General features: G+C 43.7%; 15 protein-coding genes and 4 pseudogenes. 7 read left to right on the top strand and 12 right to left on the bottom strand.

Features of this window, described 5'->3' with window-relative positions:
• Positions 1 to 6: 6 nt before the first annotated feature.
• Positions 7 to 537 carry an alpha/beta fold hydrolase gene (locus tag RE628_RS21205; protein WP_309154897.1) on the bottom strand — a complete coding sequence of 177 codons (531 nt, stop codon included), beginning with the start codon at positions 535 to 537 and terminating at the stop codon, positions 7 to 9.
• Positions 538 to 904: 367 nt separating this feature from the next.
• On the opposite strand from RE628_RS21205, the gene RE628_RS21200 reads away from it, so the two are divergent.
• Positions 905 to 1,828, top strand: a complete 924-nt coding sequence (locus tag RE628_RS21200; protein WP_309154896.1) for a GNAT family N-acetyltransferase — start codon at positions 905 to 907, stop codon at positions 1,826 to 1,828.
• Positions 1,829 to 1,907: 79 nt separating this feature from the next.
• Here RE628_RS21200 and RE628_RS21195 read toward each other — a convergent pair whose 3' ends face one another.
• The 5 genes and pseudogenes from RE628_RS21195 to RE628_RS21185 all read right to left on the bottom strand — a co-directional run bounded on the left by RE628_RS21195 (position 1,908) and on the right by RE628_RS21185 (position 4,158).
• The gene (locus RE628_RS21195) at positions 1,908 to 2,624 is read right to left on the bottom strand and encodes an MBL fold metallo-hydrolase (protein WP_309154895.1); all 717 of its coding nucleotides are present in this window, start codon (positions 2,622 to 2,624) and stop codon (positions 1,908 to 1,910) included.
• Between the two features lie 28 nt (positions 2,625 to 2,652).
• A pseudogene (locus RE628_RS29770) lies at positions 2,653 to 2,733 on the bottom strand (DUF4256 domain-containing protein); the annotation flags it as partial.
• A gap of 110 nt (positions 2,734 to 2,843) precedes the next feature.
• Positions 2,844 to 3,290, bottom strand: a complete 447-nt coding sequence (locus RE628_RS21190) for a putative iron-sulfur cluster-binding metallochaperone (RefSeq protein WP_309154894.1) — start codon at positions 3,288 to 3,290, stop codon at positions 2,844 to 2,846.
• Between the two features lie 12 nt (positions 3,291 to 3,302).
• A complete protein-coding gene (locus tag RE628_RS29765) occupies positions 3,303 to 3,419 on the bottom strand; it encodes a cysteine-rich KTR domain-containing protein (RefSeq protein ID WP_375142955.1) in 117 nt (38 codons plus the stop codon).
• Positions 3,420 to 3,795: 376 nt separating this feature from the next.
• On the bottom strand, positions 3,796 to 4,158 hold the full coding sequence (locus RE628_RS21185) for a hypothetical protein (protein WP_309154893.1): 363 nt from the start codon (positions 4,156 to 4,158) through the stop codon (positions 3,796 to 3,798).
• A 53-nt stretch (positions 4,159 to 4,211) separates the two neighbouring features.
• Here RE628_RS21185 and RE628_RS21180 point away from each other — a divergent pair.
• A pseudogene (locus tag RE628_RS21180) lies at positions 4,212 to 4,695 on the top strand (GNAT family N-acetyltransferase).
• Between the two features lie 62 nt (positions 4,696 to 4,757).
• Here the strand turns inward: RE628_RS21180 and RE628_RS21175 are convergent.
• The 5 genes and pseudogenes from RE628_RS21175 to RE628_RS21155 all read right to left on the bottom strand — a co-directional run bounded on the left by RE628_RS21175 (position 4,758) and on the right by RE628_RS21155 (position 10,485).
• Positions 4,758 to 5,261: a DUF2798 domain-containing protein gene (locus RE628_RS21175; RefSeq protein ID WP_309154892.1), complete on the bottom strand. Its 504-nt coding sequence runs from the start codon at positions 5,259 to 5,261 to the stop codon at positions 4,758 to 4,760.
• 370 nt (positions 5,262 to 5,631) lie between these two features.
• Entirely contained in the window at positions 5,632 to 6,501 is an 870-nt protein-coding gene (locus RE628_RS21170; protein WP_309154890.1) for a PhzF family phenazine biosynthesis protein, read from the bottom strand.
• A gap of 24 nt (positions 6,502 to 6,525) precedes the next feature.
• Positions 6,526 to 8,006 (bottom strand): annotated as a pseudogene (rlmD, locus tag RE628_RS21165) (23S rRNA (uracil(1939)-C(5))-methyltransferase RlmD).
• Positions 8,007 to 8,183: 177 nt separating this feature from the next.
• Positions 8,184 to 8,783: an acyl-CoA-like ligand-binding transcription factor gene (locus RE628_RS21160; RefSeq protein WP_309154889.1), complete on the bottom strand. Its 600-nt coding sequence runs from the start codon at positions 8,781 to 8,783 to the stop codon at positions 8,184 to 8,186.
• A gap of 253 nt (positions 8,784 to 9,036) precedes the next feature.
• Complete coding sequence (locus RE628_RS21155) at positions 9,037 to 10,485, bottom strand: MFS transporter (RefSeq protein ID WP_309154888.1); 1,449 nt, start codon at positions 10,483 to 10,485, stop codon at positions 9,037 to 9,039.
• Positions 10,486 to 10,713: 228 nt separating this feature from the next.
• On the opposite strand from RE628_RS21155, the gene recQ reads away from it, so the two are divergent.
• Together recQ and RE628_RS21145 are read left to right on the top strand one after the other, a co-directional pair.
• The gene (recQ, locus tag RE628_RS21150; RefSeq protein ID WP_309154885.1) at positions 10,714 to 12,555 is read left to right on the top strand and encodes a DNA helicase RecQ; all 1,842 of its coding nucleotides are present in this window, start codon (positions 10,714 to 10,716) and stop codon (positions 12,553 to 12,555) included.
• A gap of 15 nt (positions 12,556 to 12,570) precedes the next feature.
• A pseudogene (locus tag RE628_RS21145) lies at positions 12,571 to 14,351 on the top strand (B12-binding domain-containing radical SAM protein).
• Between the two features lie 132 nt (positions 14,352 to 14,483).
• Here RE628_RS21145 and RE628_RS21140 read toward each other — a convergent pair.
• A complete protein-coding gene (locus RE628_RS21140) occupies positions 14,484 to 14,897 on the bottom strand; it encodes a YjdF family protein (protein WP_309154884.1) in 414 nt (137 codons plus the stop codon).
• Between the two features lie 211 nt (positions 14,898 to 15,108).
• Between RE628_RS21140 and RE628_RS21135 the strand changes: the two genes are divergently transcribed.
• The 3 genes from RE628_RS21135 (at position 15,109) to RE628_RS21125 (ending at position 17,817) form a co-directional block, all read left to right on the top strand.
• Positions 15,109 to 15,345 (top strand): hypothetical protein, encoded by a 237-nt coding sequence (locus tag RE628_RS21135; protein WP_309154883.1) that lies wholly within the window; start codon positions 15,109 to 15,111, stop codon positions 15,343 to 15,345.
• A 53-nt stretch (positions 15,346 to 15,398) separates the two neighbouring features.
• Positions 15,399 to 16,520, top strand: a complete 1,122-nt coding sequence (locus tag RE628_RS21130) for a nitric oxide synthase oxygenase (protein WP_375142953.1) — start codon at positions 15,399 to 15,401, stop codon at positions 16,518 to 16,520.
• A gap of 121 nt (positions 16,521 to 16,641) precedes the next feature.
• Positions 16,642 to 17,817 carry a hypothetical protein gene (locus RE628_RS21125; protein ID WP_309154880.1) on the top strand — a complete coding sequence of 392 codons (1,176 nt, stop codon included), beginning with the start codon at positions 16,642 to 16,644 and terminating at the stop codon, positions 17,815 to 17,817.
• The last annotated feature ends 143 nt before the right edge of the window (positions 17,818 to 17,960 follow it).

Genomic DNA, 17,960 nt, shown 5'->3' with positions numbered 1-17,960 from the left:
TATTTTCTATATTGAAAGAATCCAGTTTGCAACGTCATCTATAACTTGTTTATCAACAAGTTGTGCAACCTTATACTCTTTTTTGGCTTTCAGTTTCTCTCCATAAACGGAAGGCATAAACAAGTGATTTAAGTTCTCATATCTCTTAAATGTTATATGGGTCATATCGTTCAATAGACTTCTGTAACTATTAAAATCCTTCTCTATTGATACTTGGAAGTCCTTATCTCCTTGCAAAATGAATACGGGTTTATTCAAAGTCTTGAGAAAACTGCTAGCTGGATGTTCACCCATTTCTTTGCTATACACGAATGTTCTCTTGTCATAGCGTAACACGGCAATTCTTTGTTCGGACAAGCCCTCAGCGAGGTCTTTAAATGGATAATTATTTCCAATTTTTTCATCCATATTATTAGGACCAGAGCCGTGAACCAGGACGACAGCAGGAAGCAATCGGTCATTTTCTTTAGGAAGTGTCAATATTCCATTAAGAGGGAACTTTGTTTCAGCACCAATAACTACTTGCTCTTCAGTCATTGAATTTGCCCACCTTTTATTGATTTTAAATATGTGTATCTGCTCTACCAATGTACATGATGCGGGAAATATTGACAATAATAACTAATGATCGCTGTTAGAGTTTGGGACACTGATATGGTGATAGTCATTATTAATTCAAGCTGGTGTAAATGAATAAATATATGTAAGCCATTGGAGAAAATAATTATAGTTGTAAATTATTTTGATGCAAGTGACAAGGTATGTTAACGTCAATCGTAATAAAGTTAAAGGAGGCGTTTGTTGTGAGTAAACAATTGTTAGCAAAGGGCAAATTTATGAAGGGGAACTCGTATAGCTAGCCCTCTAAACTGCGAAATCCCTTATATCTGAAAGGGGTATTATTTTGAGCCAATCATCAACAGAAATTTTCATACGTAATTTCCAGCATGAAGACATGCCATTGCTTGGCGAGTTGTACCAATCAGTAACAGCAAACGATAATGCAGTATTTTGGTGGGTTGGGGACGAGGATAACTGGAGTAACGTTTATTGCGCATTTGAAGCTGGAAAGATGGTCGCTAAGGGGCAAGTTAGCATCATTAACGTTGTACCTCCCGGTCGTTCAAAAGAGAACAATCACTCTATATATATCAATCTTAAAACCGTTCCCGAGAGAGAAAATGACATTTCTTTGCTCGACAACGTCTATCAGTATCTTTTCGATAGAGCAAATCAATTAAAGGAAACTCTGCCTAAAGAATATGGATCAATACTTTGTGTTGGTAATGATTCAACAGAAACAGCAAACAATCAGTTTTTTATTCAAAAAGGCTACCTTCATCTGAATAGTTTGTACCGTATGCAACGAGATTTGAATGAACCGATTCCTGAGTTAAAGCTACAAGAGGGGGTTCAATTCTCATACTGGAAGATGGAGACCCCTGACGAGGAAAAAAATTACCTTGATATTGAAGCTGAAATTTGGCCTGATACTCCGCTTGGTCTTAATAGGTTATCTGAATACAAGAATAACAAACTATGGACATCCATGGTCATACGTCAAACAGACACTATTGTTGGCGGTCTGATGGCATGGCAAGAAGCTGAGCATGGTGAAATAGAGGACGTTTTTGTCCGCGAACCATGGAGAAAGCACGGCTTTGCCAAGTATTTGCTTACGCAAGCTTTGAAATATTTCAAAGCGAATCAGCTACAATGTGCTAATCTCATGGTATTAACTACAAATAAATCTGCCTTGTCTCTATATGAATCGGTTGGGTTCAGCGCGGATCATGAAGAAATAAGGCACTTTATAAAACTGAATTAGACAAAACAAAAGAGGGGACTTCGCCCCTCTTTACTTATATCCGCTATTGATGGGAATACAGCGATGAAAAATGCAGCTTTTAACGTTCCATAAGAGAGTTCATGATATTAACAATGCTTTGTTTACTTACAGGTTCAGCATGTCCTACTACACAAGTATCAAAATCAAATCCTTCAATCGCTGTAATTAAAGATCGTAATTTATCTTTATCTAAGTAGCAATTATTATAATAATCCACTCCAACCGCATCGCCTATAAATAACACTCGTTCTTGAGGTATAAAGATGCAAACAGAATCGTCACTATGCGGTGAGGGTACATGATGCAATTCTGCAGTAATACCACCTAGATCGATTTCCATATAACCGTCGAAAGAGATATCGGAAGTCACCACACGTATTTCCGATAACATGGGATACTCATTCCGAATACAGGTATCCGCAAATTCAATCTCAATCCCTGCGTCTAATCTCTTTTTCATTTCAGAATCTGTCCATTTCCAATTTGCGATTTCCGCTAATTTATCATTCGTTGTTTGGTGGGCAATGGTAGTCCCCTTCACCGCATGCATCCCAAAAGTATGATCCCAGTGCCAATGCGTAATCGCAATAATTTCCGGTGTTCTTAAACCCTCATTTCGTGCAGCTTCATTGAACCATTCTACATGATTCTTAGAATTGCCTGAGTCTACCATCAAGGAACGCTTTTGCCCATTTATATAGCCAAGTACGGGCCTGTCAGACTCTTTGCTGAACATAGTATAAAATACATTATCTGTTATGTGTCTTAACTCCATATAATAGATCCTCCAATTAAAAACAAGTTTACACCCTTAGCGAGCCACGGAACCCTCTGCCAGCATAGTAACAATCCGCACCGTTATGATAAATGAAGAGACTTATGAACGCAGATTGAGAATCCCCTTATCCTTATTTCTATCGGCAAAGAAGTAAACACATTTCGCTATCTACTAACCACAAGTAGTTTCGTTAGAGATGATTTATCTATGTAAACTCTAATCAATACCCCGAACGAATGTGGTGACATTCCCCAAACAACAAGCCCCTTGTGGGTTATTAATCTCACAACCACAACGATTGGCTTGCATTTGCTCACGAATATGATCACTGGGGCGCTGATTTTCTTCAATGGCTTGTATTAGGCGTTCCCTTGTCCAACCAAAACAGTAACAAACAGGAACGTTAAGCTCCTTATCTTTCTGAAATACCGATACTTTGAGAGCATCTTTACTATAAGTTTGCCTATCACTAAAGTAAACAATCTTACATGATGGATTAGAGCAAAATGTGTATGGCGATTCTGGATTGATTGTTTCTAATGCTGATGGTTTAAGTAATGCCTTGAGCGTAATGAGTTTAACGCTTTTGCCTTTTTGCTCACAGACAGGGCAGATCAAAGTTGATGAACCCTGAGTGGATGGCGTATGAGAACAACAGTCCAATAAAATCACTCCTTATTTTCTTGTTTCTTGTTTGCACTTCGGACAGAATAGAGGGAAGTTTTCAAGTATGTATGACGAATCATTATTAAACAGCTTATAAGACCTAAAACTCCTAATAATAATGTCCATTTATGGGGTGATAAAACCCCGAATATCGTAAAACCTATGCCTACTAATCCATTCGTAAATGCACTGATTTTTATTGCGCACGTACTTGGTCTTGGAATATTAATAGATATTCACCACCTTAGAATACTAAATACGAGAAAATCCAATTAGATATAGCCCCTAGACATGCTAAAGTGGAAAAGGACACACAAACCCACCCACCAATTTTCTTAACTCTAGTTTGTTGCTGTTTTTTCGATAATAATAACAGTCCTACAATAAGCAATATTACACAAATTATCGTGTCCGAAATTATAGCTATTGGCGCGGTACTTTTTAAATAGTCGATTATATTTCCAAATATTTCACTTATCATTTTTACTAAACCTCCTAGTCTTTATTCAAACAGTTCCTCAATGACACTATTTAAGAGAAATTCAAATACTTTAATACGGTCATATCTTTCTTTTAAAGTCACTGTTAATAACAAGGTGCTTATTACAGCGTAAGCTTTCTCTTTATCAACTTTAAGAGTAAGGTCAGCAAGCTCAATAGTATCGTAGAAGAAAGATACACTATAAAATTTAAGTTTTTCTATACGGTCTGTAGGCAGCTTATTCATAAAAGCCAAGAAGTCAGGAGTAGCCGAATTGTATAAGAAGGGGTATTTATCATATTCTTGAAAATGCCATACCATAGCTTTTATAAATCCAGCTTTTCCTTTTTCACCACCAACAATTTCCCATAACCCATTTTTCAATAAATTGAGTTATTATATACAAATAAATTGTGAGTTAAGGAGGGGGAGAGGTCATGGAAATACGAGAGTTCAAAAACTCTGACACATCTCAGATTGTTAACCTTTTCTATGAAACAGTTCATACAGTAAATGCAAAGGATTACTCTCAAGAGCAACTTGAAGCTTGGGCACCAAAGGATGAAAAGAAGCGGAAATTGCAAACTGGGAGGAGTCCTTAAGCAATAACATAACGTATGTCGCAGAATCTGATGGTAAAATCATCGGTTTCTGCGACATGACTGTCACAGGCTACTTAGACAGACTTTATATTCATAAAGACTTTCAGGGACGAGGGGCTGCTTCAGCTTTAGTACAAGTACTTGAAAGAGAGGCAAAGAGTCTTAAACTTGATGAAATTAGTACAAATGCAAGTATTACCGCTAGACCTTTTTTGAACGTCATGGATACCAAACGATTCAATCTCAAACCGTAGAACGCAGGGGAGTTTTGCTCATTAATTTCAAGATGGTTAAAAAGTTTGAAGAGATGCCTGAATAAAAACAAGCCGACAGATTAATACAACAGAACCCACCGTTAATTGGTGGGTTCTGTTGTAGGTATTATGGATTTACACTCTTTACTCTGTTAGCCTGTCTTGCGTGTAATTTTTTCATTGCAAATCTTGCTACTGGCTGAGCAACCAATAGCTCAATCCATAATGCTACGCCAAAATTTCTAAACCAAATGTGAAAGAAGTTCTGAAAAGGTTCAAGGCTTATATGTTTCGTACCAACCCAAGTTCCTATAATTGTTAGAAGAATAGATAAGACCGTAACGTTCAATAAAGTATTCAATAAAACTCTGGCATTAAATCCATCTGTTTGTCCTACGAATTTTGGCATCACTTTACCAACTACCGGTGCCGCAACCAATCGGACTAACAAAATAACGATAATCCACATAAACGGAATAATCTTTAGCGTTTCCAAATAATTGATTTTACTGAAGCCACGTTCTAACCCCATAATAGTCGGGGCGATCGTGTTTACTGAAATAATGGAAACAATTAATGAAAACAATAGGCCCTCTTTTGCGTTTTGAGGCAGTCTTTCTTCTTTATGCATGAATTACCCTCCGAAATAAAAATTTCAGATGGTAGACGTATCATGCGACATATATTTTTGGTGGTTAGTAAAACTAACACCAATATCTCTACACACTGATTTAATAATTATAACAACTTTTTAAATAAATGAGTAGCAACAATCTTTAAGAAAAGAGCCAATAATTAAATCCTGATTCACATAGGAGTGCATCAGGCTTTAGATTCACTACAATATCATCCGCCCCGCTTCCTTCGGGGCATAAATCAAGTGGGGAATTCAATCCCCCGCCCATTTAAGTAACACTGTACACTCCACATGTCTTGAGTGTATAAATAAGATGCCGCTTGAGCCTGGCGGGGCCTTGGAGGAAAGGCGCTTTGCTCTTATTTTATATTTCGACTTCCATTAAGGTTAAATTCATGGCTTTCCCTCCGACCTTGACTTCAAAAATATTATTTTCCTTTATAGCTAAAGACACTCGGATTTCAGATGGCCTTTTCATAGAATAACCTTGCTCAAAAATAATATGTGAAGCTTGCTCCTCATTGATTTTTCCATAATGGTACAAATAACAACCAAGTGCACCGCTTGATGTTCCTGTGCCAGATTCCTCCGGGATACCATATAAGGGAGCGAAGTTTCTACAATAGGCGTTAGCACCATGTAATGATTTCAAAGAAAAAACATGGTATCCAACAGCATTGTACTTCTGGCTGATTTCTTTTACTTTTTTCATATCCGGTCTGATCGCATCTAAAATCTCAATGCTTCTTACAGGAACCATAATATCCCGAAGCCCTGTTGATACAACTTGAACCAACAAGTCTTCTGTAATTTGGGAAGTACTGATGTTCAAGGAATCTGCTACTTCCTCTTTATCTATAACTTCCGAAAATATAGGAATAGATTGATCCATCATAACAAAATTATCGTTATGAATTTCAATGCCAAGTATTCCTGCTCTGGTTTCCTGCTCATACTTACCTTGTTTTAACAAATTTAGACTTGACATTGCATAGAAGGTGGCAATCGTAGCATGACCACATAAGTCCACTTCTTCATTTGGTGTAAAAAATCTCACTTTAAAATCTGCCGCGTTTGATTGTAATACAAAAGCAGTTTCACTGAATCCAAGAACAGCAGCAATTTTTTTCATTTCTTCCTCAGATAATGAATCTGCATTCATAACAACGCCTGCTGGGTTTCCCCCTTCTTTTGTTTTAGCAAAAGAATTTAATGTGTATACGTTTATTTTCATATATCCCCAACCTCCAAACTTCACTTAAGAATAAACTAATTTGACAATTACTTCTGTATGACTCGTCTGCGGGAACATGTCCACCGGTTGTACCCACTCTAACGAGTAGCCGCCGTCCAGGAGTTCCTTGCAATCCTTGGCTAGGGTAGACGGGTTGCAAGAGACGTAGACGAAGCGCTTCGGCTTCGTGCGCAGCACCGCTTCGATGAAGCGGGAATCAAGGCCGGTACGCGGTGGGTCAGCGATGATTACGTCAGGGAGAAGCCACTCTTCACCCAGCGAGGTAGTAGCTCCTCGGCGTAACCTTCGTAGAACGCGGCATTAGAGCGCTCGTTGCGAAGTGCATTGGCCTTGGCATCTTCGACCGCCTCCGGGATCGATTCGATTCCGCGCACCTCGCGGGCGTATGGAGCCAGCCACAGTCCGATGGTGCCCGTACCGCAGTAAGCATCGACGACCGTCTCCTTGCCGGTGAGCCCGGCGGCAGCGCGTACCGTCTCATACAGCTTCACCGTCTGCAGCGGGTTCAGCTGGAAGAAGGCGCGAGGGGACAGAGTGAACTCCAGATCGCCAAGCGATTCTTGAATGCTATCTTCACCCCACAGGTTTACAGTTCGATTTCCGAACACAAGCGAGGTATTCTTCGGATTAATGTTCATCGCGATACTAGACAGTCCAGGAATCGCAAGCCGCAATTCCTGGATTAATTGCTCTTGCTTTGGCAGCTTGTCGCTGCTCGTCACGAGTGTAATTTGCAGTTCCTCGGACTGAAAACCGAAGCGAACCACAATAGTACGAACCAGCCCCTGATTGCTTTTCTCCTTATAAACGGGAATTTGCAACCGCTGCAGAACCTTGCGGGCCTGATCGACGGCTTCATTTACCCTTGGATGTTGAATTGGGCAGCCCGTAATGTCGATCAATTGATGAGAGTCAGCCGCATATAGACCGGCTATCATACCATCTGGACCCATTCCAAGCTGAAGCTGTGCCTTGTTACGATATCCCCAGGGATGATCCATTCCAAGGATTGGCTTCATCCGTACTTTTTCAAGTCCTGCATAGCGCGAGAAGGCTTCACGAACGATGTCCTCCTTAGCGGCTATTTGCCCTTCATAGGATAAATGCTGAATCTGGCATCCGCCGCAGATGTTAAATACCGGACAAGGGGCGTCGACGCGGTAAGCTGAGCGCTTCTCAATGTGTTTGATCTCGGCTCCGATGAATCTCGGCTCCACTTTAGTGACCTCTGCCTTGATGACCTCTCCTGGCAAGGCCCCGTTAATGAATACCGCTTTCCGCCGGTAATATCCGACCCCTTCGCCATTAATCCCAAGGCGTTTAATCGTCACGACGATACGGTCTCCCGCACTCAGTTCTTCCGCTGAATCGCGGTTGGTGACTCGGTCTGGCGCAGGCCGCTTTTGCTTCGTATTTTGCCTTGGCTCACTTTTTGAATTCGGTTTTGAGGTTGTATTTGCTTTATGATAAGGTTTGCCTTTCATCTAATATCTCCATCCTGCTTCAGTTTGTTTAATGCAAATGATACAGTGTAGCATGTCCATGGTCAATGAATCGCTAATCAGTCATTTTAAACTACACATGTAAATCAACATCAAGAACATTAAAAAGCCCAAACCCAATTAACGAGGTTTGGACTTTATTCCTGTATTTATATAATTTTATAGTGGCAATCCTTTTTCCAGCAGGGTTAGAGATTCATCCAGCAGTTTTGCGAAATCTGCTTCAGGATGTTCAGCATAATAAAGCATTACTGACATATTGACTCCCATAACGGCGCCGGCTAACGTTCGAATAGCCAAATCGTCCTGCGTATGATCCATTCTTTCTGCAATAATTTTAGCAAGCATTTCCATGGTTTGGGCCATATTATTTAATGATGCTGCCCGGAGTGCTGGTACAGTCATGATAAGTTGGTTCCGTTCATTCATTGTCGTAAACTCATCGTCAGACATTTGAGCCATTGCAGATTTCATTGCATTACGTATAGCTTGAAGCGGGTTAAGATCAGTGGGCTGATCTTCAAAAGCTGAGATAAGAAGGGGATCGTAATTATCAGTAGTAACCACATCTTCTTTAGTTGCAAAGTATCGAAAAAAAGTACTTGGTGATATTTCCGCGGCCTCAGCAATCTGCTCTACGGTAGTTTCGTAGTAACCGAATTCTTTAAATAAACGCAGCGCGTGCATCTGAACTGCGGCCATGGTCTTCGCTTTTTTGCGTTCTCGCAACCCAATGGTTTTATGGTTATCCGCCGACACCCTGTTCACTCCCCAAAGGTATTTTGCTCGAACTCTTTCTCCACTTCGTCTAAAACTTCTATATTATAGTCCTGCCAAACAAAGGACATGAAAATCGAGCAATGTCATACCGATAAGTTTAGCATGTCTTCAGAAGGGTAGGCAAGTTCCGACAATAGTTGATACTCCCCCTTAATTGTTTATTCCCCAATCGAATTTTGTTCATGCTTCAGCATTTTGCTGGAGTCTGTTTTCTTTTGGATAAAGATTAATGTTAGCAATAAGCCAAGGACTGACGCCCCCCGCATATTTGCAGCATCTTTTCCATTCCAGTAATGAAGGAAACGTGTACTGAATTCAATAGAGCTGTCGAACCGATTTTCTGGGCCACGGCTGTACCAGCAGATACGCTTCGTTGCACAATTTCTGTAACATCCTCCGGAAATCCGTGCAACTTAAGGTTATTTCGATAGCTGGTGCTAAGGACTGTCCCTAGAATAGCAATCCCCATCGTTCCCCCTACTTGTCGTAATGACATAATTAATGCTGAGCCTACGCCGCTGCGTTCCGCTGATAATGGCGACATTGCGACGTCCATTGCCGCGGGTAAGGCCAATCCAATCCCTAAACCAACTATAGCAACCCATATTAAGGTAAAACCGTACCCGCTATTTATGCCAGTATTAGCCCCAAATACAAGACCGGCAGACAGTATTAAGAAACCAAGAGCTATAGTGGATCGGCTACCCAGCTTGAATTGTAGTTTATCGGATACGGGGGCTCCAATTAATAGGCCAAAAACTAATGGTAATAAGCGTAATCCGGAATTTAATGCGTTAACACCTTGAACGGCTTGGAAATATTGCGGTGTTACAAACAATACTCCAAACATGATAAAGGATATGACGGCAGCCAATATCGAACCCCATGTAAATTTAGATGACTGAAATAAAGATGGATCAATAAGTGGCTGTTTGCTGCGTTTTTCCCATAGTATGAAAACGACTAAGCACAATATCCCGCCAATGATTGTAGATAATGTTGCGATGTTTTCCCATCCCTTTTCACCAAGTTCAATGACTCCGTATGTCAAGCTGACCAAACCAAGACTCGAAGCAAGGATCCCAATTGTATCTACTTTTGGATTTACTTCGCGGTGTGATTCAGGCAACAAGATTGAAACGGCAATTAAGGCAATGATGACTAATGGGATATTGATAAGGAATACGGAGCCCCACCAGTAGTTATTTAACAACCAGCCTCCCACAATTGGCCCCAGTGGTATGCCAAGCGCATTCGCCATCATCCATACGCCAATTGCTCTAGGACGCTCCTCCTCAGAGAACAACACAGGTATGATCGACATAGATAATGGTACCAATAATGAAGCACCCAAGCCTAGAAGCGCACGTCCTACGATCAACTCCAAGGATGAACTAGCGTAAGCACATCCAGCAGAAGCTAATCCAAACACCAGCAAGCCAATAATCAGCAGTCTCTTTCTCCCCAATCGGTCACCTAACAAACCTGCTGGCAGAAGCATGGCAGCAAATATTAGGTTATACGCATCTGCGAACCATTGCAGATCCCTATTCGTTGCATGCAGATCGGTAGCAAGAACAGGCAGGGCGAGGTTAAGAATTGTCATATCGAGCCCGACCGCAAGGATTCCCACTGCGAGAGCACCCAACACCCACCATCTTCGATTTCTTTGATTAATCATGACAGTTACCACCTTTCGATATTGAGAATCTAATGACAGATTATATCTTTTGATAGTTAATGTCAAAATATTTATGGAATCCGTATTCTGATAAGATTCGGGGCCGCTGATGAAAGGTTGAAGCGAGGATTGCTTGGTTGCTCATTTTCTAAAAGCCCAGTAAACTTAATTTATAGAAACTAGGCCACGCTACCTAGCGCGGCATGAACGGCAATAAGGAGATATGATATGAGAACAGAGCTTCATAGTATGGAAGAGGCCAAGCAACTGCTGCAAAAATATTACGGCTATCCCGATTTTCGTGAGGGCCAGCGTAAGATCGTAGCGAGCGTGCTGTCAGGGGTGGATACGCTTGGTATAATGCCGACCGGAGGCGGGAAATCGATCTGCTATCAGATTCCGGCACTTTTGTTGCCAGGGCTTACGTTAGTCATCTCGCCGCTGATCTCATTAATGAAGGATCAGGTGGATGCATTGCTTGCGGCAGGAGTATCCGCTGCATATATAAATAGCACCTTGTCCGGCAAGGAAGTTAATGAACGGATTCGCGCTGCAAAGCGTGGCGAGCTGAAACTGCTCTATGTTGCTCCCGAACGGCTGGAGCTTGATTGGTTCCGCGAGGAAATGAAGGAGCTCACCATTTCGATGCTGGCGGTCGATGAGGCGCACTGTGTATCGCAGTGGGGGCATGATTTCCGGACGAGCTATCTGGCGATAACGCCATTCGTGGCAGACCTTCCGCGCCGCCCGATCGTCGCAGCCTTCACGGCGACGGCTACGCCGGAGGTCATGGACGATATGACCGGATTATTGAAGCTCAAAGATCCTTCGGTATTCGTAACGGGTCTTGGCCGTGACAATCTGGCCATGTCGGTGCTGCGCGGTGAGAATAAGCGGGAATTCGTGCTGAATTACGCCCATACTCACGGCAGCCAACCGGGGATCGTCTATGCCGCGACACGTAAGGACGTGGATGATCTGTATGAGCGGTTGCGAGAATCGGGAGTTCCAACAGGCCGCTACCATGCTGGACTTCCTGATCAGGAGCGGGAGGAGAACCAGGAGGCTTTTCTTTATGATGATATTCGCGTGATGGTAGCGACGAACGCCTTTGGCATGGGGATCGACAAATCCAATGTCCGCTATGTAATTCACTACAACATGCCTAAGAACATGGAAGCTTACGTACAGGAAGCGGGTCGTGCCGGGCGGGACGGTGAACCGAGTGAATGTATTCTATTATTCAGTGCCCAGGATATTATGACTCAGAAATTTCTGATCGAGCAGAATCCTCAGGATGAGGTCCGTAAGCACAATGAGTATCGCAAGCTGCAGCAAATGATTGAATATTGCTATTCAACGAAATGTCTGCGTTGGGGGATGCTTGATTACTTTGGCGAGGAGCATGATCATTCGCTCTGCGGCATTTGTAGTAATTGCCGGGATGAGCGCGAACTGGTGGATGTCACCACGGATGCGCAGATTATCTTCTCTTGCATTCACCGGATGAGGGAGAGATTTGGGGTAGCACTGGTGTCTTCTGTCTTGAAGGGATCCCAGAACAAGAAGGTGCTCCAGTACGGCTTCGAGCAACTATCCACCTATGGTATGATGCGACGCCGGACGGAGAAGGAGATTTCCGAGCTGATCAACGTATTGATCGCCGAGGGATATTTATCGCTGTCCGAAGGCCAGTACCCCGTTGTGAAGCTGGCACCGCTAGCGATTGAAGTGCTGAAGAGCAAGCAGCAGGTGATGCTGCGCGCACCGGAGCCATCACAGACGGCGGCTACGGGATCGAGCAGTACAAAGCGAAAAGGCCGCAATTACGACGATGGACCATCAGCAGTTAACGAGACGGTATTCGAGCAATTGCGCTTGATCCGCCGCGATCTGGCAGAGAAGGAACGGGTACCGTCCTACATTATCTTTAATGATGCGACCCTACGGGAAATGAGCGTAGTCTGTCCGACCTCAGAGACGGATATGCTAAGAATAAAGGGCGTCGGCGAAGTGAAGTTCCGCAAATATGGCGTACCTTTTTTAGAGTTTTTTCAAAATATGGAATAGGGTTGTGAACAGAGCATGAAAGTCGTCCTAGCTACATTAAACGCAAAATTTATTCATACCTCGCTGGCAATTCGACTGCTTAAAGCTTACAGCGGCAATGAGTTCGATATCGATCTGGCAGAGTATACGATCAAGGATCCGGCGATGAATATCGTATCTGATCTGTATCAGCGGAAGCCTGATGTGATCGGGTTCTCCTGTTATATTTGGAATATTGAAGAGACGCTCAAGCTTGTGGACCTTTTAAAAAAAGTGCTGCCCGACACGTTCATCGTGCTCGGTGGTCCCGAGGTGTCCTACGATACAGAGTACTGGATGAAGCGCTGTCCGAACATCGACGCGATCGTGATGGGGGACGGGAAGAGACCTTCCATCATTTGCTGCAGGAGCTCGCTGGTGAGCGCAAGCTGCATTACGTGTTCGGCGCAACTTATCGCAAGGGCGACGAGGTGATCGTCAATCCGGGTAGACCGAAATCAGATCTGAACACGCTCCCGTCTCCGCATCGTTTTCCCGAGGATATTCCGAATATCAGTAAACGGATTATTTATTTTGAGACAAGCCGTGGTTGTCCGTTCAACTGTCAATTTTGCTTGTCCAGCATTGAGGTAGGGGTGCGATATTATGATATCGAACGGGTGAAGTCGGATATTATGTATCTGATTGATAACGGGGCGAAAGTCATCAAGTTCCTCGACCGGACCTTTAACATTAACCGTGAATATGCGATGGAGATGTTCCAATTCCTGATCGATAATCATCGCGGCTGTGTGTTCCAGTTCGAGATTACCGCCGATATTATGAGACCGGAAGTGCTAGATTTCCTAGCGGAGAATGCACCTCCAGGAATCTTCCGCTTTGAAATCGGCGTGCAGTCGACGAACGATCCGACCAATCTGCTGGTGAAGCGGCGGCAGAATTTCACCAAGCTGACGCGTACCGTGACCAAGATTAAAGACAGCGGTAAGATCGATCAGCATCTTGACTTGATTGCCGGGCTACCGGAAGAGGACTACTCGACATTCCGCAAGACGTTCAACGATGTATTTGAGATGCGTCCCGAGGAATTGCAGCTTGGATTCCTGAAGATGCTGCGTGGTACCGGACTTCGTAATGATGCTGACAAGTACGGATATACATTCATGGACCATGCGCCTTATGAAATATTGAGCAATAATATATTGCCTTTTAGCGATGTGATCAGGCTCAAGCGACTTGAGGACGTGCTGGAGAAGTACTGGAACGATCACCGGATGGATCATACAATCGAATACTTGATTACGAATGAGTTTACGTCCCCGTTCGATTTCTTCCAGGAGTTTGGAGACTATTGGGAAGAGAGAGGTTGGCAGCGGATCGGCCATCAGCTGGAGGATTTGTTCTCGCGGCTGCAAGAATTTTTGGCCCAGCATGGGCTCAAACAGCCGGAGACCGTACTTGGCCTGATGAAGCTCGATTATTATTTGGGGCATAAGTATAAGCCTCGTAAAATATGGTGGGAAGATCGCTTGCACAAGCATGAGCGTAATAACTACTTCAAGACTCTAACCTCAGGAGAGATACAGCTTCCTGCAGAACTAGCCGCCCGGAATATGGATGAGCGTGAGCTTATGAAATATGCGGTCATTGAGGAGCTTCCGTTCTCGCTTACCGATGTTCTGGGAGGCGAATCTGTCGTAGGCGCGGAAGCCAAGGGTAGTAACGGCTCGTTGCTTGTCGTTCTCTATCAGCAGGAAGCTGATCAGCTTCCGGTGTACTACTCGCTGCCCTTAACGGCGGTAGTTGGGTGGGAGTAGAATGACTTCAAGAGGGGAGACGAATTTGAAATTTAGTAGAGACTGATCTGAACGCGAACTGGAAAAGGCCGCTTTGGAGCGACCTTTTTTCAACATGATAACCTATTCACAGGAGGGAAGGGCCTTAGATAATCATCTTCCACGTTGCTTCTCTTTGGCCTTCTGACGTTTAAGTGAGTATTTATATTCCTTTAACTCCTCCAGTCTTTCTTTGCTTTGGGTCTTGCGTTCCTTCTTTCTTGCTTCTGTCTCCAGTTTTATCGCCTCTTGAGCCCAGGTGGAGATTCCTTTCATGTGGACTTCCTTTGCCGCCTGTCTGGCGATCCGTTTGGGGTTGATTCTCTTATTATCGATACTTGGACATGCTTCCACACCATGTCTACTTGCAGCGACGAGATCCAGCATTTTGTGGCATACAAAGTCTAGAATCTCAGTATCTTTGGGCTCAGTGCCAAACAAATGTTGACAGGCTTTTAGATTGGAACCGATTTGGTTCTCAACAACACCAACCCAAAACTGACTATTAAAAAATACGGTTAGCTTCATGCAACCGCCCCCTTTGATTTGTTTCAGAGTGATGGACATCCCAAGGGGGAAGGTTACTGATAAGAAACAGAACTAACTGTTCTTACGTCCGGACTACCGACCGGAGCAGTGTTTTTACACTCTATTTTCATTATTCATAAATGTGTCTTTCATTTCAAGATCATTTTCATTACTGATAAATTATTTGGATACACACTATAAAGGAGATTTCATGGGGAACTATCAGATTTGTGATTTCTGCGGTAATTTATCCGAGAGAAGAAGCCGAAAGATGTGTGAGAGCTGTGAGGTAGACTATTTCAAAATACGAAGTATCGTTGAGGTTAAACCGGATACGATGGTGATTGACATATCCCGGCAAACAGGAATCAGCGTGAGTAAGATTATCGCGTTCGCTCAAAAAGGTTTCTTCATTTTGAATGAGGGAACGATCGAAGGACTGAATTAACAGACCAAGATCGGGTGCGAGTAGTTGAAAATTGGTAAAAGGAGATGTCATCATTGAGCATCACGGATACGGAGATCAAGAAGCGGGATAAAGAGAGTGATCGTCTCCTTTATGTGAAAGCTGAGGAGTTCATCCATCAATGCTATGGCGAGCTGAATAAATCGCAAGAAGAGGCCACGCGTAGATTGGCTGTGATTGAAGCGGAGATTGAGCGCATAGGAACTTATGAATTAACTTATGAAGAACTAGAGCACGGGGCAAAAATGGCTTGGAGGAACAGCAACCGCTGTATCGGCAGGTTGTTCTGGGACTCATTGAATGTGATCGATGCACGAAGTTTGTCCACAGCAGAGGAAATCTCGGAGGCTTTGCTGCAGCATATCGATTATGCGACGAACGGCGGGAAAATTCGCCCAGCCATTACGATACTCCATCAACGAACGACCGATCTCCATATTCGTATCTGGAACCATCAGTTGATTCGTTATGCAGGCTATGCTGAAGAGGGAGAAGTCATCGGCGATCCAGCCTCCGTCTCATTTACGAATCAATGCAAGGAATTAGGCTGGATGGGAAGAGGGACTCCCTTCGATCTTCTGCCTATTGTTGTGCAGGTAAATGAGCAACAACCGCAGGTGTTTGCCCTGCCTGACGGTTTGATACTGGAGGTTCCGATCAGGCATCCTGAATATACTCGCTTCAACGAATTGAACATCAAGTGGTATGCTGTTCCGATCATCTCGGAAATGGGTTTGGAGATCGGAGGCTTGCATTTTACGGCTGCACCTTTTAATGGCTGGTATATGGGGACCGAGATTGGTGCCCGCAATCTCGCCGATGAAGGTAGGTACAATTTGTTACCCGCGATGGCTGAGGCGATGGGACTAGACAAGACATCCAATCGCTCCTTATGGAAAGATAAAGCCCTGGTCGAATTGAATGTTGCTGTTCTGCATTCCTACCGTGAAGCAGGTGTGAGCATCGTCGATCATCATACAGCGGCAGAGCAGTTCGCACTGTTCGAGCAAAGGGAAGCGAAGCAGGAACGCGCCGTCACAGGGAACTGGACCTGGTTAATCCCACCGATGTCACCGGCAACAACGCATATCTGGCATAAGCAGTACGATAATTCGTACGTCTCTCCCAATTTCTATATGCAAGACAAATGCTATTAGCTCCGTATCGTGGAGGGATGTGAACCTTCGTTCAAAAAGCAGGAATCCCCAGCTTAAAAATGGAATCCATTTCAAGAAGGATATTTTCTGTCTGGAAGAACATAGGATAGGCTGGGTATATATGCAAGAATATATTTTATCCGAGGGTGAAGCGGCTCGGCTAAAGAAGTACATAGAGAAGAAGTATGTGAACCTTGACTCAGAACAGAGATTGGCGATCTGGTCAGATGCGGCTCATCGGGTCATTGATAGCCGTCTTCCTTCTTTTCCGGATGAAGTGAAGAAGCAGTTGCGATTTGAGCTGCTGAATAAGCATAGGGATACGCTGGTCATCCATCAGGATGATGCGCTCGCTGAGTGCCTGACTCTGGATTTGAATCAGGAAGAATTACTGAATGCCCTGACGGTATGGGTAAGCAGTAGATCGGTCATCCCTTTAGACGATAAAGGAGTCAGGGATACCCTGAAACAATGGTCTCAGCATTCACCGGATATGATCTCCTTGAAGGTGCTAGTGAAAGAAAGGTCGCAAGCTTCCGAAGCCCTTCAGCTTATGAATGAGTCCGGCTGCGCTGCTGAAGAGACAGCGGCTGCGGTTGAGACGGCTACTGTAGCCGATTTTTTAGATTCACCAGCAACAGCCATTTGGAAGTGGTTTGTCCACTACCAGGCTAGCATTGTGTCGGTCACACTAGGGTGTCTTGCTGCTGTGACCATTCTTGTGATAAGGATGAACAGCTTCTGGAACGAGCAACCTGCGGCTGAAGTACAGTCATATCCAAGCGTCATGGAGATCGTCTTGCGCGATATCCGCGAGCGGGAGAGCTTACAGAGAGCCGGCGGCATCCCTGACGATCTTCACTATGTGAAAGTAGACAAGAAGCGGTTAGCACAATTTTTACAGGATAGAAATTCTTTACTTGCTGAAGAACCATATCTGTCGGCGATCATTGCATCGGCGAAGCGATATGATATTCATCCTTTGCTGTTATTTGCGATTACGGGACAGGAGCAGGGCTTCGTGCCGAAGGATCAAAAGCAAGCGAAGCAAATAGCGAATAATCCATTCAACGTATTCGGCAGCTGGGAGAGCTATAACACAACCATCGAGGTTTCGGCTGATATTGCCGCCAAGACAGTTAAGAACATAAGTAGCCGCCGTATGAGAGATGAGCATCCTATTCAATGGTTGAATAAGACCTATGCGGAGGATCCGGAATGGTGGACCGGGGTAACCTGGTTATTTAATACGATGCGGCAACAAATCGAGGGGAAATCCTTTGAGTGGGCGAAGTAGGCCTGTTCTCAAAGACTTTCCCCTATTTAATTCTGACGAAACTACATAACGCTATTGCCTCAAAATTTGAGTTGATTTTATTTATCATTATAAATTCTAATGATTAGCATTACTTATTTATATTGGATAGATGGAATTTAATT

The organism is Paenibacillus sp. D2_2 (assembly GCF_031199965.1).
Taxonomy (GTDB): domain Bacteria; phylum Bacillota; class Bacilli; order Paenibacillales; family Paenibacillaceae; genus Fontibacillus.
The sequence above is the reverse complement of the archived record's forward strand: the minus strand, read 5'-3'. Positions and strand labels throughout refer to the sequence as shown.

Excerpts from the sequence above, each read along its gene's own strand:
- RE628_RS21205 (WP_309154897.1), bottom strand. The coding sequence starts at position 537 with ATGACTGAAGAGCAAGTAGTTATTGGTGCTGAAACAAAGTTCCCTCTT.
- RE628_RS21195 (WP_309154895.1), bottom strand. The coding sequence starts at position 2,624 with ATGGAGTTAAGACACATAACAGATAATGTATTTTATACTATGTTCAGC.
- RE628_RS29765 (WP_375142955.1), bottom strand. The coding sequence starts at position 3,419 with ATGGACATTATTATTAGGAGTTTTAGGTCTTATAAGCTGTTTAATAAT.
- RE628_RS21175 (WP_309154892.1), bottom strand. The coding sequence starts at position 5,261 with ATGCATAAAGAAGAAAGACTGCCTCAAAACGCAAAAGAGGGCCTATTG.
- RE628_RS21170 (WP_309154890.1), bottom strand. The coding sequence starts at position 6,501 with ATGAAAATAAACGTATACACATTAAATTCTTTTGCTAAAACAAAAGAA.
- RE628_RS21155 (WP_309154888.1), bottom strand. The coding sequence starts at position 10,485 with ATGATTAATCAAAGAAATCGAAGATGGTGGGTGTTGGGTGCTCTCGCA.
- recQ (WP_309154885.1), top strand. The coding sequence starts at position 10,714 with ATGAGAACAGAGCTTCATAGTATGGAAGAGGCCAAGCAACTGCTGCAA.
- RE628_RS21140 (WP_309154884.1), bottom strand. The coding sequence starts at position 14,897 with ATGAAGCTAACCGTATTTTTTAATAGTCAGTTTTGGGTTGGTGTTGTT.
- RE628_RS21135 (WP_309154883.1), top strand. The coding sequence starts at position 15,109 with ATGGGGAACTATCAGATTTGTGATTTCTGCGGTAATTTATCCGAGAGA.
- RE628_RS21125 (WP_309154880.1), top strand. The coding sequence starts at position 16,642 with ATGCAAGAATATATTTTATCCGAGGGTGAAGCGGCTCGGCTAAAGAAG.